Below are 20,975 nucleotides of genomic sequence, written 5' to 3' on the forward strand. Positions count from 1 at the left end.
CCAAGGACAGCGCCCCCGGGGTACCGGACGGAGATCACTTCGTGACGGTGCGCGGTACACCTGGAGAACGAAAGCCCTCCCGAACGGCCCGCGTATCTGCTGGAATGACCTCCCACACACTGCACGGGGGGCGCAGAACGGATGGCCGGGACCGACTTCGGGCATGCCCTCGGGCCGTCCCGCGCGCTCTCCGGTCTGCCGCTCTCGCCGCTCGTGGGAGGGTACGGGGAACTCGTCTCCGCGCAACAGACCCTCGGCTTAAGCCACTTGGGCGAACTCCTGACTCCCTCGGGCGGTCATTTGCGCATGCTCGACGGGGTCTTCCGCGTCGAGCGGCCCGGGCGGCGCACCCATGTGAACGCTGCGGTGCTGCGCGCGCTGCGCGTGGACCGGCCCGAGGCTGCGTGGCTGTTGGACCGGCTGGCGGGGATCCAGGAGGGGAACCCGGCGGCGCTGCGGCGGATCCTGCTCTACCAGCTCGTCCACCTGCTGCACGACCATCCCGCGGGCCACCTGCCCGCCACCGCGGCCGGCTTCGGCGTGGACCCGGTGGAGACCGCCGTGCTGGTCCACGCCGCCGCGGCGCGGGCCCGGCTGGACGCGGGGCAGCGGGCCGCCGCCGAGGGCCTGGAGGACGACTGGCTGGGCCGGCGGGTGCGCGCGGCCGAGCGGAAGGCCGCGGTGCTGCCGACGGGAGGGGCCCGGGCGCCGGCGGCGGGTGGGGACCGGGCACTGGAGGCGGGTGGGGACCGGGCACTGGAGGCCCGGCTCGCCGAGCTGGCCGCCCGCGCCGGGGCCGCCGACACCGCGCTCGACGCGGCCCGGCGCCTGGAGGAGCGGGACGATGCGGACCGCGCCTCCGTGCAGTACGAGGAGGCGGCGTGGCTGGCGGGAGACTGCCCGCGGGCGGTGCGCGGGCTGGTCCGCACGTACCGGCCGGAGCCGGGCGATCCCGGCCCGCTGGAAGCCTCGCTCGTACCCGAAGGGGTTGAACTGCGGTGGCCGCCGGGCGGGTTCGAGGGACGCGGCTGGCGGGTGGTGCGGCTCACCCAGGGCGAACCGGCGGGCTTGCCCCTCGCCGAGGTGGCGGGGCGGCCGCGCGGAGGCGTCCTGCTGGACCGGGACACGGGGATCGGCGTACGCGTCCGCCATGTCGCCCTGCCGCTCGGGGACGACGGCGCGGTGGACGGACCGCCGCTGATCGGGGCCCCCGTGGCCGTCGCCCCGGCGGTGACGCGGCTGCGCGTGACCGACGGCAACGGCTGGATCCGGGCCTCGTGGACCGCCCCGGCGGGCGCGGCCGGCGCCGAGGTGATCCTCACCGGGCCGCGGGGACCCGTGGCGGGCCTCGCGGCGGACCGGGAAGGGCTGCGCGCGGAGGGCCTGGAGCCCGGCGCGTACGCATTCACGGTCCGGGCCCGCTTCACCGCGCCGGGCCGCTCCACCCACGCGATCCTCTCGACCCCGCAGACGGCCGCGGCCACCGTCCACCCCTGGCCGACACCCGTACACACCCTGACGGCGACTCCGCGGGCTTCGGGCGGGCTGGACTTCCACGCGGCCGGAGCCCGGTGCGTCGAGGCTGCCGCCGACACCGAGTTGCGCCTGGTGGAATGGCCCACCACCCCGCCGGCTCCGGGCACCGAACTGAAAACCGCCGACCTGCCGCCCCCACTGGTCTGGATCGCCCCGCCCCCGCTCGGCCCCGAGGCACACGGCACCCACGCGGCCGACCCCGAGACGGCCGCCGCCGGGACGGACACGGCCGACGGCGCGGGCGGCAGCGCCGCGCCGTGTGTCGGCGGGGCCCGGACCGGCGGGTGTCTCCTGGTCGGGCGGCCGCCGCAGGGGGCGCTCCTGACCGTGGCCGCCGTCGCCGTGCTCGGGGAGCGGGCCGTGGCCGGGCCCGGGTTGCTGGTCGAGGCGCCGCTCCCCGTCACCGGGCTCGCGGTGCGGCGGACCTCCCCCGAGGAGGTGCAGGTCACCTTCGACTGGCCCGGCAGCACCGGCACCGTGACGGTCGCCGTCACCCAGGACGGCCGGGTCGCCGAGCACGCCGTCGCCCGCAGCGTGTTCCTGCGCGAGGGGCTCCGGCTGCCCGTGACTCCCGCCGCGTTGCGCGTCGAGGCCCACGCGGCGCCCCGCAGCGCCCGCTCCGTGCTCGCCGCCGCCTCCGGGGACGCGCGCGCCGAGCTGCCCGCCGACGTGGCCATCGCCTACGAACTGCTGCCCGGCGCCCGGCGCGGCCTGCGCCGCGGGCCCGCCGTCCTGCGGGTGACCGTGCGGCCGCCCGGGGCGGCGGCGGAGCTGCCCGGCTTTGTACTGGTCGCCCGTGGCGACGGCGGCCGCAACCCGCAGCGCCCGCCCGGCCCCACCGGCGGTACGACCCTGTGCCGGCTGACCGGCGACGAGCTCGCCTCCGCCGGGACGCTGGAGCGCGAACTCGACCCCGCCACCGCGCCCGGCCGCCCCTACGCCGTCCGCGGTTTCCTCCTCGGCGGCCGCGCCGCCTCCGTCCGGCTCGAAGAGCCCCCGATCCAGTCCCTGGTGGTCCGCTGAGTTGGCCTCACTCCCTCCCTAGCGGGAGGGAACCCCCGCCCTCACGGGTGGGACTTCCTGCTTCACCACGAACCGCCCCGACCGAGAGGAGGACTCCCGATGAGGTCTTACACCCGCTCCACAGGCAGCAACCGCCAGCCCGGCGGCCAGAAGATTCACAGCTGCGTTCCCGTCCCGATCGTGGGTCGTCCCGCAGGTGACGCACGTCCACGCGCGGACGTTCAGGGGCATCTCATCGACGATCGCACCACAGGCCGAGCACAGCTTGGAGCTCGGGAACCATCGGTCGACGACAATCAGCTCGCGCCCGTACCAGGCCGCCTTGTACTCAAGCATCGCCCGCAGCTCACGCCATGCCGCATCCGAGATGGCGCGCGCCAGTTTGTGGTTCCTCAGCATGTTGCGCACGATGAGGTCCTCGATCACGAGCGTTTGGTTTTCGCGCACGAGTCGAGTGGTCAGTCTATGCAGGTGATCCCGGCGGGAGTCCGCGATCCGCGCGTGGATCCTGGCCACGCGGATGCCGGCCTTGGACCGGTTCTTGCTGCCCTTGTCCTTCCTCGAAAGCTCCTTCTGGGCACGTGCCAGACGCTCTCGGTTCTTGCTCCCGTGCTTGGGGTTGGCGATCTTCTCCCCAGTGGAGAGCACGACCAGGTCCCTCAGCCCGGCATCGATGCCCACTGCGTCCGCGGAGGCGGGCATCGGGGAGGGGATGTCCTCACACAACAGGGACACGAACCAGCGTCCGGCGCTGTCGCGGGATACCGTGACCGTGGTCGGATCCACGCCGGTGGGCAGCGGACGGGACCACACGATGGCCAGGGGCTCGGCCATCTTCGCCAAGATCAGTCGGCCGTCCTTGTAGCCGAACGCGCTTCGTGTGTACTCAGCCGAGGCGCGCGACTTCCTCTTCGACTTGAAGCGGGGATACTGCGACCGCTTCGTCCAAAACCCCACGAAAGCCGACTGCAAGTGCCGCAACGACTGCTGGAGCGGAACCGAGGACACCTCGGCCAGGTAGGCCAGCTCCTCGGTCTTCTTCCACTGCGTGAGCATGGCCGACGTCTGCCCATAGTTCACCCGCTCGCGGCCGGCCGTCCAGGCCTCGGTACGGGCAGCAAGAGCAAGGTTGTACGCCTTCCGCACGCAGCCGAAAGTCCGCGCCAGCGGAACCGCCTGCGCATCGGTCGGATAGAAGCGGTACTTGAACGCCCGCTTCACGGAAGAGACACCCACGCCCACGCCCTGGACGCTAGAGGCAGTCGAGATCCGAACACAAAGCCAGGCCATGGAATGACCCAGCGGCACAGGGCCAGGCATGCACTTCCTTCCCCGACGGGAGCTGGACGGCTCCCACGCAAGGAGACTGGGATGACTTCCGTCGTCTGCCCCTACTGCTTCGACCGGTCCCCCGCCGCCAAGCTGCCCTACCGCTGCCAGATGTCCCCCACCGGCGTCCGCGGCGGCAAGCCGTGCACCGCGGAACTCGACACGGTGTGGGCCGAGTTCATCGGCCCCGCCGTGCCGCCCGCGTTGAAGATGCGCGGGCCCGTCTTCGCCGCCGCGCGCGGTATCGGTTCGCGGATCCCGCGTCAACTGCCGCTCGGCGGAAGCGGGGTCGGAGGCGGTGGAGGGTCGCGGGCGGACTGTCCCGCGTGCGGGGTGTCCACCCCGGTGCGGGTCTGCCGGCGCTGTCACAGCGACTTCCCGAGCGACTACTGCGACCAGGACACCCGGATCATCGCCCTGCTCGGCCCCAAGGGCTCGGGCAAGAGCACGTACGTGTCCGTGCTGGTCAACGAGTTGCGCGGGCGGGTGGGCCGGGCCTACGGGGCCTCGCTGACCCCGATGGGCGGCGAGACGCAGCGCCGGGACCGGGAAATGGCCGAGGACCTCTACGACCGGCTGCGGCTGCCCGAGGCCACCAGACCGGCCGCGCTCGGCTTCAACGACCCGCTGCTGTACCGGCTGAGCCTGCCGCTGCGCCGCCGGCTGCGCGGGGACGGCAGCCGGCACACCGCGCTGGTGTTCTTCGACGCGGCGGGCGAGGACCTGAGCAGCGCCGAGGCCATGGACCGGTACACGACCTACCTGGCCGCCGCCGACGGGATCATCATGCTCGTGGACCCCTTGCAGATGCGGGCGGTGCGCGACCGGCTGCCGGTCGACTCGGAGCTGCCGCTGCCGGTCGTGGAGACCCCGCCGCAGCAGATCGCCGGTGATCTCGCCGCGCAGCTGCGGGCCCGCGGCCGGGGCTCCTCGCGGGGCCGGGTCACCACCCCGGTGGCGGTGGCCGTGACCAAGACGGACTCCCTCTCCCCGCTGCTGGACCCGCACTCCCCGCTGCTGCGCAACGCCGACCACTCGGCCGGGGCGCTGGACGGGGAGGACCGGCTCGCGGTGCACGAGGAGCTGCGTTCGCTGCTGGACGGCTGGGACTCGGGCTCCCTGCTGCGGCAGCTGGAGCGGGACTTCGCGCAACTGTCGCTGTTCGGGCTGTCGGCGCTCGGCTCACCGCCGCCCGCGCACGCGCCCGCCGACGCGCCGAAGTCGGGTCCGCAGCCGCTGCGCGTGGAGGATCCGCTGCTGTGGCTGCTGGGCCTCGGCGGGCTGCTGCCGCAGGCACCCGGCCCGGCGCGCGCGGGCCGTCGTACCGGCGCGGGGGGAGAGGCGTGAAGCTCGCCCAACTGCACTACACCTCGGCGCCGCCCGGCCCCGACGGCTCCGGGTTCCGGTTCACGGCCGTCACCCCCGGGGTACCGGCCGGGCTGCTGCGCGAGGCGGAGCAGCTGATCGGCTACGAGCCGCCCCGGGAGGCGCCGCCGCGTCCGGGGCCGGAGCAACTGGCCGGCTTCCCTCAGGCGTTGAGTCTGAGCGTGCTCGCCGACGGGAGTCGGCTGCTGGCCCGGTCGGTGTACACGGGCGCCGACTACAGCGGCCGTTGGGGCAATTTCCACGCCCACGCGGTGCACCTGCCGCAGCCGGCCGACTCCGGTCCGGCCGTCGGCGCGCTGCCGATCACCTCCTGGGGCTCGCCGCAGTGGGCCTTCGACACCCCGGCGGACGGGGCTCCCCCGCTGGCGGCGGTGCCCGTACCGCGCCCGCACGACCCGGCCGGGCTGGCCGGGTTCGTCACCGCGCGGGGGCCGTGGCTGGCGGGGTTCTTCGCCGATGTGCGCAGGCTCGGCGAGGACCCGGCGGCCCCGCAGATCGTGCTCGTGGAGGCGGACAGCGAGGCCGTGGCCCGCTGGATCATGCTGGCGTGCAGTGTGCTGCCGCACCAGCGGGGCCAGTGGCTCACCTTCACCACCTACACCCGGCGCCCCCAGCTGGCCCGGCAGCAGATCATCGGCGTGGTCCCCGAGGACGGCCTCGGACTGGCCGGGCAGGAGAGCCGCTACCGGGTGTACGACGTCACGCGCGCGGCCGCCCCCGCCCCCGGGGCCCCCGACGCGTGGGCGGACACCGCGTCGCGGATCTGGCAGGCGCGGCGGCAGGAGCTGTTCGCGGAGGTCCGGCGGCTCGGCGCCGACCCGTACGACGCGGGCCCCCTGGCCGCGCTCGCCCTGGCCGCGGACATCCCGCTGCCCGCCCCCGGCCGGACCTCCGCCGCGGACTGGGCCGCCGGTCACCGGGAGGCCCTGGACGCGGCCCGGCTGCACGCGCTGGCCGTGGCGCTGGCCGGCCCCGGGGCGTCGCAGGGGGACCGGGACGCGGCCGAGGTCGCCGCGTGCGGGCGGCTGCTGGCGGCCCTGGACGGCTGGGCCCCGCCCGCCGTGTGCGAGCCCCTCGCCGAGCTGGCCCTCGCCGAGGCGGTGCGCGGCGCGGCCGTGCCCGCCGCGCTGCCCTCCGCCGGGGCGCTGGGCGGGCCGGCCAGAGCCCGGCTCGCCGCGCGGCTGGAGCCGGAGCTGCGGGCGGCCCTCGGCGCCGCCGGGACCGAACCGGGGGACCGGGCCGGGCTGTTGCGGGTCGCCTCGGTGCTGGGGGCGGACACCGCCGACCTGCTGCCCGGGGTGGCCCGGCAGCTGGCGCGGGCGCTGCTCGCCGATCCGGAGCGGGCGTACGGCGAGGGGGTGCGGGCCGCCCTCGCGGAGCTGCCGGCGCTGCGGGCCCTCGTACTCGATCAGCTGGACTCCCTCGCGGCGGGCGATCCGGCCGCGGCACGGATCCTGTTCGCCCGGACCGGGCTGCGGCTGACGGCCTCCGACGCCCGGCCGCACCTGCGGATGTGCGCCTCGGCCGCGGGGGTGGTCGGGGCCGCTCCGGACCGGGTGGCGGCACTGCACGCGCTGCTCGGCGAATCCGGGGTCTCGCTCTACGCGGAGCCGCTGGTGCTGCGTACCGCGATGCGGCTGGTGTGGGACGGGGAGGCGCCGGGTGCGGGCGAGGCCGCGCTGGTGCTCGGTGCGACGGGGGCGAAGGTCCACCGGGACGCCGGGACCTGGGAGTTGCTCGCCCGGGCGGCGGCCCTGGCCCCGGCCGGGGACCCGGACGCGGCGGAGCTGGCGCCCGAGGTCCTGGCTCACTTCCACGAGCTGCTCCCCGCCCCGCTGCGGCCCTCGCTGCTGATCCTGGAGCTGGCCCGGAACCTGCGGGCGGGCACGACGGGCCCCGGCTGGGTCCGCCAGGCGCTGGACCTGGGGTCCACGGGCCCGGAGCCGGGTGCGCGGGCACAGGCGTACGAGGCGCTGTCCGCGCGGCTGCTGCTGGCCGAGGACCGGCCGGAGACCGAGCTGCGGGCGCTGATCGAGAGCAACGACGCGGAGCTGCTGGCCGCCTACCGGCAGGCCGCGCGGGAGCCTGAGGTCACGGCCCGGCTGCGGCTGGCTCCCGGCTTCGTCGCGGACTGCTTCACGGTGTGGTCCTCGCAGCCGCAGGCCGGCCCGGTCTGGCAGGAGGCCCGTACCGACCTGCTCGACGGGGTGCTGCGGCCGGTGGTGCGGGGGCTGGAGCCGGCCGAGCTGTCCTCGGTGGAGGAGGCCCTGGCCCGGCTGGGCGGCCGCTGGGCCGAGGATTTCCGGACCTGGCAGAGGCCCGGCGCGATGGGCCGCCTGCGCGGCCGCTTCAAGTGGGGAGGGGGCTCGTGACGGCCGACCTCGTCCTGCGCGGTCTCGTGTACGGCACGGGGATCGTCGCCGTCGGCGTGTGCCTCTTCTACGGGCTGTGGCGGTTCCTCGCGCTGGCCCTGGTGGCCGCCTGGCGGGCGTTCGGGCCGCGGGGGCCCGGGGCCGCCGACGACCGGATCCCCCCGTACGCGGGCGGCGAGCCGGCCCGGCGCGCGTACTGGGCCCGGCAGATGTGGCAGGACTCCGGGTACGCCGTGCTGTACGCCTCGCGCACGGTCCGGTACCTGCTGACCCGGCACTGGCTCGGCAGAGTGGTGCGGGACCGGCTGTTACAGGGCCGCAGCGGCCGGACCGGCATCCGCGCCAAGGGCGGCTTCGGCCGGCTGCTGCGGCGCGCGCTCGCGCCCGGCACGGCCCTGGCCGCGGTGCTGTCGGCGCTGCTCGCCTCGGCCCTGCTGCTGTGCGTGGCGGTGGTGTTCGCCGTCCAGCTCGTGCTGGTCTCCCTCGGGGCGCTCGCCGCCGTCGCGGCCGGGCGGGCCGCCGACCGACTGTGGGAGCTGGCCCGGGGCGTGCGCATGAAGTGCCCGTACCCGCGCTGCTACCTGCCGTTCCCGCTGGCCGTGTACCTGTGCCCGGGCTGCGGGAAGGCCCACCGCGAGCTGCGGCCCGGCGGCTTCGGCGCCTGGCGGCACGTGTGCCGGTGCGGCCGGGCGCTGCCGACCACGGCCCTGGCCGGGCGGCGGGGGCTCACCGCACGGTGCCCGCACTGCGATCAGCAGCTGCCCTCTGCCGTCGGCAGCGTCCGGGTCGTGCACCTGCCGTTGATCGGCGGCACCTCCGCCGGGAAGACCATGCTGTTGGCGGCCGTGCTCGACGGGCTGCAGTCCCTGTCCCACCAGTCGGCGCTGACCGTCGAGTTCGCCTCCACGGACGACCTGCGCGATGCCCGCGCCCTGGACAGGCAGCTGAGGAGCGAGTCGGGCTGGGCCCTCAAGACCCAGGGTGGCCAGCCCCGGGCGATGATGCTGCTGGTCGGGCGCGGCCGCCGGCGCAGGCTGCTCTACCTGTACGACCCGATGGGCGAGTCCCTGCGCGACGCCGACAGCACCCGCCTGCAGGGTTATCTGGCGCACGCCGACGGGATCCTGCTGGTCGCCGACGTGCTCGCCTCGCCCGTCGTACGCCGCTCCCTGCGGGAGGGCGACCCCGAGCTGGCGGCGGCAGCCCGGCCTGCGGACCTCGGGCCCGTGGAGACGTACGCGGTGTTCGCCGGGGAGCTGCAGGGGCTGAGCGGCCGCCGCCGGCGGCTGGCCGTGGCCACGGTGGTGACCAAGCGGGACACCCTGGACCGGCTGACCTCGCTGCCGCGGCCCGCGGAGCCGGTCGACGGCTGGCTGGGCGAGATAGGCCTCGACGACCTGGTGCGCAGCCTGGGCCACGATTTCGCGGCGGCCCGCTACTGGGCGGTGAGTGCCCGCGCCGCGACCGGGGCGGGCGCCCTGGATTCCGAGCGGCTGCGGGCGGCCGAGCCGGTGCTGTGGCTGCTGTCGCGGACCGGGCTGCGTGTCGGTGGGCTCGTGCCGGAGAGGAGGCTCGTGTCGGAGGAGAGGCTCGTGTCGGATGGGAGCAAGGCCCCATGATTACCCCGCAGATCGCGCGGGGCCGGCGGTTGATGCTGGCCCTGTTCGTGGTGGCGGTCGTGGTGACGGCGGCCGCCGTGGTGGTGGCGCTGGTGCGGTTCGTGCCGCAATGGACCGGGAGTTGAAGGAGACATGCGGTGAGTGACATCCCCGGCGGGCCGATGGCGAACAGGCCCGTCCATTTCATCTGGCTGCTCGACTGCTCGTACTCGATGCAGGGCGAGAAGATCGGCCAGCTCAACTACGCGATCAGAGAGGCCGTTCCGGCCATGCGCTCGGTCGCGCAGGACAATCCGGCGGCCCAACTGCTGCTGCGTACCATGACGTTCTCCACGACGGCGCGCTGGCACCACCAGGACCCGGTGCCGGTCGAGCAGTTCACCTGGCAGGACGTGCAGGTGGACGGTATGACGAACCTGGGCGACGCCCTCCACCTCGTCTCGCGCGAGCTGGACACGCCCCCGATGCCGCAGCGGGCCCTGAAGCCGGTGCTGGCGCTGGTCTCCGACGGGGTGCCGACGGACGACTGGAAGGCGGGGCTGCGGGCGGTGGACGCGACCCCGTGGGGCCGGAAGGCGGTGCGGGTGGCCATCGCGATCGGCGCGGACGCGGACCGGACGGTGCTCCAGGAGTTCCTCGGCAATCCCGAGTTCCAGCCGCTGGACGCGAACAGCCCCAAGCAGCTGGCCGCGGCGATCCGCTGGGCCTCGACGGCGGCCGTCAAGGCGGCCTCCCAGCCGGTGGCGGGAGGCGGGGACACGATCGCGAAGCAGCCCCCGTACGCCCCTCCGGTGCTCGCCGACGACGATGACGACGTGTGGTGAGCGGGCCCTTGCCGACCGACGGATCCGAACGGCCGCTCTGGGAATCGCTGCACGGCAGCGTCCAGGGCGTGAACAAGGCGCGCAACCAGGACAACTTCGAGGTGGAGGGGCTGGGCACGGCCGGCGCCCCGCTGATCATGGCGGTGGCCGACGGGCACGGCTCGGCGGTGCACGCGCGCAGCCACCTGGGGTCCCGGTACGCCGTGGACCTGTTCGTCCAGGAGGCCCGGCTGTTCGCCTCGCTCGCCCAGCCCCGGGGCGAGCGGAAGCCGCCGAGCCTGGCCTGGCTGATGCGCTACGCCGAGTACGCCTTCCCCCGCCAACTGGTGAGCGCCTGGCGGGAGAAGGTGCTGGGGAACTGGGAGCGCAACAGCACGCCCGGGGAGCCGGCGCTGCCCCCGGAGGAGAAGCTGCTGCTGTACGGGAGCACGTTCGTCGGCGCCGTGCTGACGCCCCGGGTCTTCGCGGCCTGGCAGCTCGGCGACGGGGAGCTGACGGTGGTGGGCGAGGACGGGCGGGTGGGCGTACCGCTCGCGCCGAAGGAAGCGGACCTGGGTGACGAGACGGAGTCGCTGTGCACGCCGAAGGCGTGGCTGCGGGTGCGGACGCACTGGGCGCCGGTGACCGCGCCCTCGCGGGCGCCCCGTCTGGTCGCACTGTCCACGGACGGGCTGTCCAAGAGCTTCGCCTCCGACAAGGGGTTCCGGGACTTCATGGCCGGGCTGGACGAGCGGCTGTCGGCGGAGGGCACGGAGTGCGTGCGGGCGGCCCTGCCGGAGTGGCTGGCCAAGGCCTCGCAGCACTCGGGGGACGACACCACGCTGGTGGCGGCCCGGCACGCGGGTGACGGGCCTGGGGGGCCGGTGGAGCCGTTCGTGGCGGAGGAACGGCCGGCGCCTGAGGAACGGTCGGTGCCGGAGGGGTCGTTCGGGCCGGGGGAACGGCACGTGCCGGAGGGGTCGCCCGTGGCCCCGGTAGACATGGAAGACCTGCGAGACCCGTACAGGAGCGAATGATGAGCGGCATGCTCGACAGCGGTACCCGGCTGACGGCCGACAGCGGTACGAGCGTGGAGGTCTGCGACCTGCTGGGCGCGGGCGGCCAGGGGGAGGTGTACCGGGTCCGGACCCCGGCCGGGGAGCGGGCGCTGAAGTGGTACTACCCGGCGTGCGCGACTCCGGCGCAGGAGGACATCGTCCGGCAGCTGGTGGACCGGGACTTCGACGACGACCGCTTCCTGTGGCCGCGGGACTTCGTGGCCGACGCGCGCGGTGGTTTCGGCTATCTGATGGACATCCGGCCGGACCGGTTCAAGGGGCTGCCCGCGCTCTTCCGCCGCCAGTTGCAGACGTCGATCCGGGCGCTGCTCACGGCCTGCCTGTACACCGTCGAGGCGTACCAGGCGCTGCACTCGCGGGGGATCGCCTACCGGGACATCTCCTGGGGCAACATCTTCTTCGACCCGGCCACCGGGGAGGTGCTGGTCTGCGACAACGACAACGCGGTGGTGGAGGGCGACAGCACCGGCATCTCGGGGACCATGGAGTTCATGGCGCCCGAGCTGGTGCGCGGGGACCCCGGGGTCTCCCCCGGCACCCAGAGCGACCTGCACTCCCTGTCGGTGCTGCTGTTCATGTTGCTGATGAACCATCACCCACTCAAGGGCCAGCTGGAGTTGGCGATCCGGTGCCTGGACGAGGCCGCCGAGCGCAAGCTGTACGGGAAGCAGCCGCTGTTCGTCTTCGACCCGGTGGACCGTTCCAACGCACCGGATCCCGTCGAGCACGCGACGGTGCTGGCGACGTGGGGGGTGGCGCCGGCCTCCCTGAAGGACCTGTTCGTCAAGAACTTCACGACGGGACTGCTCGATCCGGCGGCCCGGGTGCGCGAATCGCAGTGGCGGGACACCCTGCGGGCGGTGCTCGACGCGGTGGTGGACTGCGCGCACTGCGGCAAGCAGAACATGACCGAGCCGCTGTCCGCCGTGCCGGGGACCTGCTGGGCCTGCCGCAGCACGCTGGTGCTGCCGCCCCGGCTGGTGCTGACCACTCCCCCGCCGCGCACCGAGCACCACATCCTGCTGCACCGCACCTCGCGGGTGCAGGCGCACCACCTCGCGCCGGAGCCGGCCCGGCACGACTACGGCGACGGCACGCTGGTGGCGCAGCTGACCGAACATCCGCAGCGGCCCGGCAAGTTCGGGCTCGCCAACCGGTCCGGGGGATCCTGGACGGGCACCCGGGCGGACGGCACCACGCAGGAGATCGCCCCGGGGCAGACCGTTCCCCTGCGTGCGGGCCTGGAGCTGGACTTCGGCGGGGCGCGGGCCGTCGTACGGTCGAGGTGAGACGGCCCGCGCCCTGAGGGGTTCCGGCGGGTCAGCCCAGCAGGCGGGTGATCTCCTGGGCGAGGGCCAGCCCGGTGCTGCCCGCGCCGAGGCCGAGGGTGATGGTCTCCAGCGCCCGCCGGACCACTCCCGGTTCGGCGGCGCGCTGTTCCCGCCCGGCCTGCTCCAGCTCGCCGTGCAGGGTCTGCGCGGCGGCGAGCCGGTCCTGCCCGGCGCCTTCGGCGCGCAGCCACTGGGCGAGTTCGGCGGCGAGGCGCAGGGTCCGCTCGGCGCCGTCCTGCTGCCCGATGTTGATGGTGCCGTTGTCCCCGAAGTTGCCGGGGCCGTTGATGTTCCCGTTGAAGTTGTACGTGGCCATCTCGGTCCTCCTGATGGGTCGTGCGGGTGGGGGCGCTGCGGTCAGGGACGTGCGGGGCCGTGGCCCTGGTGCCCCTGCTGCGCCGACCCGTGCTGGTTGACGGTGCCGCCGGCGCCGTAGTTGCCGGGGCCGTGGATGTCGCCCTGGAAGGTGTAGGTGGTGGTGTTGATGACCTGCTGCGCCTGGTCGTAGGAGGCGGTGTCCACGTTGTGGTCCTGCAGGAAGCGTTCGGTGGCGATCAGTACGCCCTGCTGGAGCCGCTGCAGGAAGTCCTGGGAGTCGGTGCGCTCGGAGAAGCCCAACTGCTGCCAGTCCGCGACCCGTTCCCGGATGCTGTCCACGGCTCCGTAGTCGTACAGGAGGTGCTTGCGGTCGATCTCGCGCCGCAGCCGCTCCAGGTGGCGGGCGCGGCGGCGCCGGTCGGAGCCCCGCCGCGAGAGCCGGGAAGGCGCGCGCAGCAGCAGGGACGCGGTGGCGGTGGTGGCGAACCGGAAGAGGTCCCACCAGCGTTCGAACCCGCCCGCCGGCAGCCGGTGCACGCGGTAGAAGCGGTCCTGGAGCGGCGGGATCCCGTACGCCGCGACCTCCCAGGTGAGGCTGGGGTGCTGGAGGCGGGCCCGCAGGTGCATGGAGACGATGACGCGGCCGCCCTCGCCGGCCCGTTCCAGGCTGAGGTAGGTGCGCATGCCGGCGCCGGACTGGACCAGGCCCGCCTGTACGAGCTGCTTGGGGATCTGGGCGCGCGGCCGGCGCAGCCGGTCGGGCAGCAGGTCGGCCCCGACGTACGCGACGTGATCGCCCCTGACGTACAGCCGGTTGCGGGCGCGCAGCCCCTTCAGGCCGGCGATGTGTTCCATCTCGCGGGCGATGAAGCTGTGCAGGTCGACGGCGTCGAAGGGGCGGATCTGCAGTTTGCCGCCGCCCGCCGGGTCGTCGGCGGGCCGGCTGACGTCGATGGGCTGCCAGACCATCTCCTTGATCTTCTGGCCGCTGCCGACGAAGGGGTTGGTGCGCTCGGCGCGCGCCGCGTAGGGGACCACGTTGGCCCGCTTCTGCTCCAGCAGCCGGTCTTCCGCTTCCGGGGCGACGCCCGGGGCCAGGTCCATCGGCCGGCCGGTGCCGTGGGCGACGGCCAGGGCGGCCGCCCGGGCCTCGCTCTCCGCCCGGTGGACCAGCCCCCAGGCCGTCCCGTACGTGAGGAGGAGCGCCCCGCCGGCTGCGTAGGCCAGGCCTGTGACTCCACCCGCCAGCCCGTAGATCCCGGCCGGGACGGCGGCCCATACGCCGACCGCGCAGAGCCAGGCCAGGCGCCGGTCCCGTACGTCGATGCGCCGGGCGGCGGCCCGCGCGTGGCGGGCCAAAGCGATCAGGTCGATGCCGAGGGTGAGCCCGGTGGCGTTCATCCGGTCCTCGGTGAGCTCGACGTCCACCTCGCGGGCGTAGCCCTCGTCGAGGTGCGCTCCCGCGCACAGCAGGCGCGTCACCGCGTCGTCGCGGTACTGGGCAAGCTCCGGTAATCGGCGCGTCGTCATCGCCGCCTCCTCCCCCGTGGTTCTCGTCTCCTCACCCTATGTACTCAGGCGGCCCGTGCGGGAGCGTGTGGGGAACTGAGCATCCGTACTCAGGCTCGGGAGAAGGCGAGTTGTCATCGTGGGGGCATGTTCATTCAGCCGTGTGATCCGCCGTCGCGTGCCGGGATAACCGCCGTGGCCAGTCTGCTGCCCGAGGACGTGCTGTCCTCGGACGACCTCCAGCGCGAGGTGGCGCTGTGCGCGGGCCTGACGCTGCCGCCAAGGCTGCTGACGCAGGCCACGGGGATCGTCTCCCGCCGCGTCGCGGGCGCGGGGGTGTACGCGTCCACGCTCGCGGTGGGCGCGGCCCGGCGGGCACTGGCCGCGGCCGGGCTCGGTCCGCTCGACGTGGACCTGCTGGTCTTCGCCTCCGCCTCGCGGGACCTGGTCGAGCCGGCCACCGCGCACATCGTGCAGGCGGAGCTCGGTTCGCGGGCGCACGCACTGGACGTCACCAACGCGTGCAACAGCTTCGTCAACGGGATCGACCTGGCCCGGTCGGTGATCCTGGCCGGGCGGGCCCGGCGGGCCCTGGTGGTGACCGGGGAGACCCCGAGCCGGGCGGTGCGCAAGGATCCCGCCTCCCTCGCGGAGTTCCGCGAGGCCTTCGCCGGCTACACCTTCGGCGACGCGGGCGCGGCGGTGGTCGTGGAGGCGGTGGAGCGGGGCGGGATCCTCGACGTGGACAGCGAGACCCACTCCGAGCACTGGGAGGTCGGGGGCATCCCGGGCGGCGGGTCACGGCACCCGCGCGGGGACGCGTACACCTACTTCCGCGGGGACGGGCACGAACTGCGGGGCGTCTTCGAGAAGGTGGGCACGGCCGTCATCGACCGGACGCTGCACCGGACGGGGATGGGCTGGGACGGTTTCGCCAAGGTGCTGGTGCACCAGGTGACGGTGCCGTACCTGGAGCGGTTCGCGGAGCTGACGGGGGTGCCGGCGGGAAAGCTGGTGGTGACCGTGCCCGAGCTCGGCAATGTCGCGAGCGCGAGCATCGGGGTGCAGCTGGACCGGGTGTTCGGGGAACTGGAGCCGGGGGAAAGGGTGTTGTTCGTCGGGCTGGGCGGCGGCATCAGCATCATGACCATGGTCTGGGAGAAGTCGTGAGCGGGGCCCTGTGGGTGGTGGTGCCCGCGCACGAGGAGGAGGCCCGGCTCGCGGACACCCTGCGGGCGCTGGCCGCCCAGCGGGACCGGGACTTCACGCTGCTGGTCGTCGACAACGCCTCGGCGGACGGCACGGGGGCGATAGCCCGGGAGTTCGCGGCGGGCGCGCCCTTCCCGGTGGAGGTGATCGAGGAGCCAGAGAAGGGGGTGGGCTCGGCCGTGGACACCGGCTTCCGGCACGCGATCGGGCGGGGCGCGACCCTGCTCGCCCGCACGGACGCCGACTGCCTGCCCCGGCCCGGCTGGACCGGCGCCGCGCGGACCGCGCTCGCGCACAGCCCGGGGCTGGTGTGCGGACGGATCGTGGCCCGGCGCGACGAGCACGGGCCGCTCGGCCGGGCCGGTTTCGGGATGCTCGTGCGCCTCGCGGCGCTGTTCGGGCGGCTGCGGCCGGAGCACTCCCGCCGCAGGGGCTACCGGGCGCCGTACCGGATGCACGCCGGGAACAACATGGCGATCACCGCCAAGCTGTACCTGGAGGTCGGCGGCATGCCGCGGCGGCCCTCGCCCACCGACCGGCTCTTCCTCAACGCCGTACGCCGCCACACCGACCGGATCTCGCACTGCCGGGCGATGGTCGTGGAGAACTCGACGCGCCGCCTGCGGGCCTACGGGATCGCGGGCACCGCCCGCTGGTACCTCGACCAGGGCAGCGGCCGCCACGGAACGGACCCCCGCTGATGCTCGACCGACTCGACCACGCGCTGCGCGCCCGCCCCGAGCGGCCCGCCGTACTCACCGCCGGCCGTACGGGCGCCCCTCGGGTGCGCGCCACCGGCGGTGAACTCGCCGAGCTGTCCGACGCGTTCGCCGCCGCGCTGCACGCCCGCGGACTGCGCGCCGGGGACATCGTCGGCGTCGCCGTGCGGCCCGGCCCCCGGGCGCTGGCCGTGCTGCTCGCCCTGTGGCGGCTCGGGCTGCGCGGCGCCGTACTGGACCCCGGCGCGGGGCCCGACGTACTGCGGGCCCGCCTCGCGCTGGCCCGGCCGGCGCTGGTGCTCGCCGACGCGGCCGCGCAGGCGGTGGCGGGCTGGGCCCGGCCGCTGGCCCGCCGGGCCGGGCTGGCGCTGCCGGACCTGGCCGGGCTGGGGCCGGTCGCGACGGTGGGGCCCCGACTGCCGGGGTGCGCGCCCGCGTTGGAGCTCGGGGCGCCGCGGGTCGGGGTGCCGGTACGCGGGGACTCGTACGGGGACGCCGACGCGGTGATCGTGTTCACCTCCGGAACCACCTCCACGCCCCGGGCGGTGGTGCACACCCGGGCGAGCCTCGCCGCGGGGATGGCCGCGGTGTCCTCCCTCTTCGACGCGGTCCCGGACGCACCCGTGCTCGGCGGCACCTTCTTCGTGCTCGTACCCGCCCTCACGCGCGGCGCGCCCGTCGCCCTCCCCGCCCGCGATCCCCGGATCCTGGCCCGCCAGTTGAAACGGCTGCGCCCGCAGCACACGTACCTCACCCCGCCCCAGCTGCGGGACGCGCTGGACGCCGGCGCCCGCTTCCACGGCCGGGTGTGGACGGGCTCGGCCCCGGCGGGCGCCGGGCTGCTGGAGCGCGTGCGCGGTGCGGGCGCGGCGCAGGCCTGGGGGGTGTACGCGCTCACCGAACTGTTCCCGGCCGCGGCGGTCGAGGCACGGGAGAAGTCCGCCTTCGAGGGGCCGGGCGACCTGGTCGGCGCCCCGCTGCCGGGCGTCCTGGCCGAGCGCGACGCGGACGGCGAGCTGCTGCTCTCCGGGGCCGCGGCCCGCCACCGCTACCTCGGGGAGCAGCCCGACGCGTGGGTGCGTACGGGGGACCGGGCGCGGCTGGACGGCGCGGGCCGGATCGTCCTCGAAGGCAGGGCCAAGGACATGGTGCTGCGCCGGGCCGAGAACATCTACCCGGGCCTGTACGAACCCGCCCTGCACGTGCCGGGCGTGGAGCTGGCCGTGCTCGTCGGGGTCCCGGCGGGCGACGGCGACGAACGCCTCGTCGCCGTGGTCCAGCCGCGCCGCGGCGCGGCCGAGGCCACCCTGCGCGCGGCCCTCGCGGAGCCTGTGCGGCGGATGGGAACGGCCCGCCCGGACGCGCTCCTGTTCGCCCGCATCCCGCTGTCGGGCCGCTCCCGCAAACCGGACCGCGCGGCGGCCTCCGCGCTGGCGGCCCGCCGCCTGGAGGCATCGGCATGACCACCAGACCCACCCGAACCCGACCCCGGTCCGGCCCCCCGGCCACCGCACACGCCGTACGGACGACCGGGCCCACCGGGCCGAGCGGCGGCCGTGTGTGCACCCCCCGGGACCTCCCCTTCCCCCTGCCCGCCGCCCGCGCCCCCTGCCCGGCCGGGCCCGAGATGCCGCCCGACTGCGGCGCGCACACGCTGCGGACGATCGGGACCAGGTGGCCGACCGGCCGCCGCACACACACGCCTACCCGGATCGGCTCCGGTTCTCCGGCCGCCTCCGTACACGGCCTGCCGACGGCCGGGCCCACCGGGCCGAGCGGCCGCTGCACGCACCGTCCAGCGGCGCCCGGCTCCACAGGGAGGAACACCCGATGAGCACCGACCCGTCCCAGGCGGCGGCCCGGCGGCGCGACCGCCGGGTCTACCTGCGCAGCCATCCCGTCCTCTTCACGCTGCTCGCCGCCACGCGCGGACGGCCCGTGCGCCGCCTCGGGCGGACCCTCCTCGTGCACGACGCGGCCGCCTACCGGGAGGCGCTGACCCGTCTCCCGCTCGACCGTACGGCGGCCGGAACCACGGGCGCCGCCGCGCGGGCCGCCGGCGCCGGCGGCGTGCTCTTCGACCAGGAGGGCGGCGCCCACCGGGCGGAGCGCCGCGGGCTCGCGATCGGCCTCGGCGCGGCCGGGGTCGAGGAACTGCGCGCGGTGTGGCGGCCATTGCTGGTACGCCGCCTCGCGCCGCTGGCCCGGGGCGGCGAGGTGGACCTCGTGGAGCTGGCGCGGGAGCTGTCGGGGTCGGTGGTGTGCGCCCTGCTGGGCTCGCAGGCCGATTCCCGGGCCGTCGCCGAGGCCGCCGCGGAAGCCGCCGCCGCCTCCGTACGCAGCCACCTCCCGGGCCCGCCCAGACCCCGCGCGGAGGCGGCCGCGAGGCAAGCCGCGGAGCGCCTTCAGCAGCTGCTGAGCCCCGTCACGAACCCGGCGACCGCCCCAGACCCCTGCCCCCGTACACACCGGGGCAACGGCAACACCACCCCTACGGACTCCAACTCCGGCCCGGGCACCGGCCCCGGCGCGGGCACCGGGGGATCCGGCACGGGCCCCGGCCCCGGCGCGGGCGCGGGCTCAGGCGCGGGCACCTCCGCGGGTTCCGCGGCCGCCACCGACTCCAGCACGGGCACCGGCCCCGGCACGGGCGCGGGCTCAGGCGCGGGCGCGGGCTCAGGCGCCGGCGCCTCCGCGGGTTCCGCGGCCGCCACCGGCCCCGGCACGGGCACCCGGTCCCTGGGCGGGGTCGCCGCCGGCGATGCGGCGCTGCGCGCGATGCTCGCCGTGGCCGCCGTCAACACCACCGTGGCCGCGCTGCCCCGGGCCGTGGCCTGGTGCGCCGACGCGGGGCTCTGGGGGCAGGCCGCCGATGCCCGGCTGCGCCCGGTGCTCGCCGAGGAGTTGCTGCGGGTCACCGCGGCCTCGCCGGTGCTGCCCCGGGTGGCCGCGGCGGACGGGGTCGTCGGTGGCTGCCCCGTGCGCGGCGGCGACCGGCTGCTGCTGGTGGCCCGGCACGCCGCCGAGGCGCACCGGCGCGAGCCGGACGCGCACCGGCCGGCCGGGCCCGGTACCGCCCACCTGGTGTTCGGGGCCGGGGCGCACGCCTGCCCGGGGGCCCGGCTGGCGCGAGCCCAGCTGGCCGACGTACTGGAGGAACTGGCCCCGTACCGGCCCGTGGTGGCGCGGGCCCGGGTGGACCGGCGGGCCGCACTGCCCGGCTGGCGCGAGCTCACGGTGAGGGCGGGCGCATGAGCATCCGTATCGCGGTCACCGGGGCGAGCGGCTTCTGCGGCGGGCACGTGGCCCGGGCGGCCGCCGAGAGCGGGGCGGAGGTGGTGTGCGTGGGCCGCCGGCCGGGGCCGGTGGGGGAACACCGCCATTGGGACGCCTCCCAGGGCGATCCGGACCTCGGCGGCGCGGACCTGGTGGTGCACTGCGCGGCGGCGGTCGGCGATCCGGCCCCCGGCTCCCGGGCCGAGGCCGAGATGCGCGCGGTCAACGTGGACGGCACGGAGCGGCTGCTGCGGGCGGCGGCCGGTCGGCCCGTGGTGTGGGTGAGCAGCGCCAGCGTGTACGACCCGCGCACGGACCGGACCCTGGTCGGCGAGGACCATCCGCGTGCCGGCCACCTCAACGCCTACGGCCGTACCAAGGCGGCGGGCGAGGCCCTCGCCCTGGCGGCGGGCGCGGTGGTGCTGCGGCCGCGGGCCGTCTACGGCCCCGGGGACACCCAGCTGCTGCCCCGGCTGCTGTCCCGGGTCCGGGCCGGGACCCTGCTGCTGCCGGGTCCGGACGTGCGGCTCAGCCTCACCGCGGTGGAGAACCTCGCCGACGCCTGCCTGGCGGCGGCGACCGCCGGCTGGCCCCCGGGCGCGTACAACGTGGCGGACGCGCGGCCCTACGACCGCGACGCGGCCGTGCGGGAGGTCCTGCGGGCCCACGGCGTACGGGCCCGGATCCGTCACCTGCCGCTGCCCTTGGCCCGTACGGCGGCCCGGCTCGCGGAGGCCCTGCCGACCGCCGAACCGCCCCTCAGCCGCTACGCGGTGGACCAGCTGGCGCACCCGGTGGTGCTGGACCTGACCCGGGCCCGCGCCCAGGGCTGGACCCCGCGCCGGACCCTCGCGGACTACGCGGCCGGGCTGGTGGCCGTCAGCCGCCGACGGCCGCCGGGGCCTGCGCGTTGACGATGAGGAGGTCGAGGAGCGCGAGCAGGGAGGCGCGGACGTCCGCGCGGGAGCGGGCGTCGAGCATCAGGACGGGCGTGTTCGGGTCGCGCAGGTGCAGGGCCGCCGCGATCTCCTCGGCGGTGTAAGGCTGTTCGCCGTGGAAGCAGTTCGCGCCGACCACGAACGGCAGTCCGCGGCTCTCGAAGAAGTCGACGGCCGGGAAGCTGCGGTCGAGGCGCCGGGTGTCGACCAGCACGATCGCCCCGAGCGCCCCGGCCAGCAGGTCGTCCCACATGAACCAGAAGCGCTCCTGGCCCGGTGTGCCGAACAGGTAGAGGACGACTCCGGCGTCGGTGAGGGTGATCCGGCCGAAGTCCATCGCCACGGTGGTGACCGTCTTGGACTCGATGCCGTCGAGGTCGTCGACGCCGACGCCCGCGGCCGTCAGCCGCTCCTCCGTGCGCAGCGGCTCGATCTCGGAGATCGTCTCCACCAGGGTGGTCTTGCCGACTCCGAACCCACCGGCGACGAGGATCTTCACCGGGGCCGGTTCCCGGGAGGCGGGCACGT

17 protein-coding genes are annotated in these 20,975 nt (G+C 75.6%); 13 read left to right on the plus strand and 4 right to left on the minus strand.

Annotated elements, in window-relative coordinates:
* The first annotated feature begins 141 nt into the window (after positions 1 to 141).
* Positions 142 to 2,559 (plus strand): hypothetical protein, encoded by a 2,418-nt coding sequence (locus OG625_RS08690; RefSeq protein WP_329377987.1) that lies wholly within the window; start codon positions 142 to 144, stop codon positions 2,557 to 2,559.
* A gap of 18 nt (positions 2,560 to 2,577) precedes the next feature.
* On the opposite strand, the gene OG625_RS08695 is transcribed toward OG625_RS08690, so the two are convergent.
* Positions 2,578 to 3,801 (minus strand): RNA-guided endonuclease InsQ/TnpB family protein, encoded by a 1,224-nt coding sequence (locus tag OG625_RS08695; RefSeq protein WP_443067685.1) that lies wholly within the window; start codon positions 3,799 to 3,801, stop codon positions 2,578 to 2,580.
* Between the two features lie 129 nt (positions 3,802 to 3,930).
* Here OG625_RS08695 and OG625_RS08700 point away from each other — a divergent pair, with 129 nt between their 5' ends.
* Genes OG625_RS08700 through OG625_RS08730 form a run of 7 tightly spaced genes read left to right on the plus strand, consistent with a single transcriptional unit; the run spans position 3,931 to position 12,436 of the window.
* The gene (locus OG625_RS08700) at positions 3,931 to 5,235 is read left to right on the plus strand and encodes a TRAFAC clade GTPase domain-containing protein (protein WP_329377989.1); all 1,305 of its coding nucleotides are present in this window, start codon (positions 3,931 to 3,933) and stop codon (positions 5,233 to 5,235) included.
* Complete coding sequence (locus OG625_RS08705; RefSeq protein ID WP_329377991.1) at positions 5,232 to 7,646, plus strand: GTPase-associated protein 1-related protein; 2,415 nt, start codon at positions 5,232 to 5,234, stop codon at positions 7,644 to 7,646. Before OG625_RS08700 ends, OG625_RS08705 begins: the two co-directional genes overlap by 4 nt.
* Positions 7,643 to 9,265, plus strand: coding sequence for a TRAFAC clade GTPase domain-containing protein (locus OG625_RS08710; protein WP_329377993.1), 1,623 nt, complete (start codon positions 7,643 to 7,645; stop codon positions 9,263 to 9,265). The genes OG625_RS08705 and OG625_RS08710 overlap by 4 nt, the downstream gene beginning before the upstream one ends.
* A complete protein-coding gene (locus OG625_RS08715; RefSeq protein ID WP_329377995.1) occupies positions 9,262 to 9,390 on the plus strand; it encodes a hypothetical protein in 129 nt (42 codons plus the stop codon). Before OG625_RS08710 ends, OG625_RS08715 begins: the two co-directional genes overlap by 4 nt.
* A gap of 36 nt (positions 9,391 to 9,426) precedes the next feature.
* Positions 9,427 to 10,089, plus strand: coding sequence for a vWA domain-containing protein (locus OG625_RS08720; RefSeq protein ID WP_329390525.1), 663 nt, complete (start codon positions 9,427 to 9,429; stop codon positions 10,087 to 10,089).
* Positions 10,090 to 10,097: 8 nt separating this feature from the next.
* Positions 10,098 to 11,105: a PP2C family serine/threonine-protein phosphatase gene (locus tag OG625_RS08725; protein WP_329377997.1), complete on the plus strand. Its 1,008-nt coding sequence runs from the start codon at positions 10,098 to 10,100 to the stop codon at positions 11,103 to 11,105.
* The gene (locus tag OG625_RS08730) at positions 11,105 to 12,436 is read left to right on the plus strand and encodes a protein kinase domain-containing protein (protein WP_329377999.1); all 1,332 of its coding nucleotides are present in this window, start codon (positions 11,105 to 11,107) and stop codon (positions 12,434 to 12,436) included. The genes OG625_RS08725 and OG625_RS08730 overlap by 1 nt, the downstream gene beginning before the upstream one ends.
* Positions 12,437 to 12,467: 31 nt before the next feature.
* Here OG625_RS08730 and OG625_RS08735 read toward each other — a convergent pair whose 3' ends face one another.
* A complete protein-coding gene (locus OG625_RS08735) occupies positions 12,468 to 12,794 on the minus strand; it encodes a hypothetical protein (protein ID WP_329378001.1) in 327 nt (108 codons plus the stop codon).
* Between the two features lie 41 nt (positions 12,795 to 12,835).
* Positions 12,836 to 14,326, minus strand: a complete 1,491-nt coding sequence (locus tag OG625_RS08740; protein ID WP_329378003.1) for a hypothetical protein — start codon at positions 14,324 to 14,326, stop codon at positions 12,836 to 12,838.
* A gap of 174 nt (positions 14,327 to 14,500) precedes the next feature.
* Between OG625_RS08740 and OG625_RS08745 the strand changes: the two genes are divergently transcribed.
* The 5 genes from OG625_RS08745 to OG625_RS08765 all read left to right on the plus strand — a co-directional run bounded on the left by OG625_RS08745 (position 14,501) and on the right by OG625_RS08765 (position 20,423).
* Entirely contained in the window at positions 14,501 to 15,475 is a 975-nt protein-coding gene (locus OG625_RS08745; protein WP_329378005.1) for a 3-oxoacyl-ACP synthase III family protein, read from the plus strand.
* Positions 15,472 to 16,215 (plus strand): glycosyltransferase family A protein, encoded by a 744-nt coding sequence (locus OG625_RS08750; RefSeq protein WP_329378007.1) that lies wholly within the window; start codon positions 15,472 to 15,474, stop codon positions 16,213 to 16,215. The genes OG625_RS08745 and OG625_RS08750 overlap by 4 nt, the downstream gene beginning before the upstream one ends.
* Positions 16,215 to 17,696, plus strand: coding sequence for a class I adenylate-forming enzyme family protein (locus tag OG625_RS08755; protein WP_329378009.1), 1,482 nt, complete (start codon positions 16,215 to 16,217; stop codon positions 17,694 to 17,696). The genes OG625_RS08750 and OG625_RS08755 overlap by 1 nt, the downstream gene beginning before the upstream one ends.
* 367 nt (positions 17,697 to 18,063) lie before the next feature.
* A complete protein-coding gene (locus OG625_RS08760) occupies positions 18,064 to 19,488 on the plus strand; it encodes a cytochrome P450 (protein WP_329378011.1) in 1,425 nt (474 codons plus the stop codon).
* Positions 19,485 to 20,423, plus strand: coding sequence for an NAD-dependent epimerase/dehydratase family protein (locus OG625_RS08765; protein ID WP_329378013.1), 939 nt, complete (start codon positions 19,485 to 19,487; stop codon positions 20,421 to 20,423). The genes OG625_RS08760 and OG625_RS08765 overlap by 4 nt, the downstream gene beginning before the upstream one ends.
* Here the strand turns inward: OG625_RS08765 and OG625_RS08770 are convergent.
* Positions 20,389 to 20,973: a GTP-binding protein gene (locus OG625_RS08770; protein ID WP_329378015.1), complete on the minus strand. Its 585-nt coding sequence runs from the start codon at positions 20,971 to 20,973 to the stop codon at positions 20,389 to 20,391. The two genes, OG625_RS08765 and OG625_RS08770, sit on opposite strands and share 35 nt — an antisense overlap.
* Positions 20,974 to 20,975 lie beyond the last annotated feature (2 nt).

This window comes from Streptomyces sp. NBC_01351 (genome assembly GCF_036237315.1).
In the GTDB taxonomy this organism is placed as follows: Bacteria; Actinomycetota; Actinomycetes; order Streptomycetales; family Streptomycetaceae; genus Streptomyces.

Coding starts and splice junctions, on each gene's coding strand:
- OG625_RS08730 (WP_329377999.1), top strand. CDS start 11,105: ATGAGCGGCATGCTCGACAGCGGTACCCGGCTGACGGCCGACAGCGGT.
- OG625_RS08735 (WP_329378001.1), bottom strand. CDS start 12,794: ATGGCCACGTACAACTTCAACGGGAACATCAACGGCCCCGGCAACTTC.
- OG625_RS08760 (WP_329378011.1), top strand. CDS start 18,064: ATGAGCACCGACCCGTCCCAGGCGGCGGCCCGGCGGCGCGACCGCCGG.
- OG625_RS08755 (WP_329378009.1), top strand. CDS start 16,215: ATGCTCGACCGACTCGACCACGCGCTGCGCGCCCGCCCCGAGCGGCCC.
- OG625_RS08690 (WP_329377987.1), top strand. CDS start 142: ATGGCCGGGACCGACTTCGGGCATGCCCTCGGGCCGTCCCGCGCGCTC.
- OG625_RS08740 (WP_329378003.1), bottom strand. CDS start 14,326: ATGACGACGCGCCGATTACCGGAGCTTGCCCAGTACCGCGACGACGCG.
- OG625_RS08700 (WP_329377989.1), top strand. CDS start 3,931: ATGACTTCCGTCGTCTGCCCCTACTGCTTCGACCGGTCCCCCGCCGCC.
- OG625_RS08720 (WP_329390525.1), top strand. CDS start 9,427: ATGGCGAACAGGCCCGTCCATTTCATCTGGCTGCTCGACTGCTCGTAC.
- OG625_RS08715 (WP_329377995.1), top strand. CDS start 9,262: ATGATTACCCCGCAGATCGCGCGGGGCCGGCGGTTGATGCTGGCCCTG.
- OG625_RS08765 (WP_329378013.1), top strand. CDS start 19,485: ATGAGCATCCGTATCGCGGTCACCGGGGCGAGCGGCTTCTGCGGCGGG.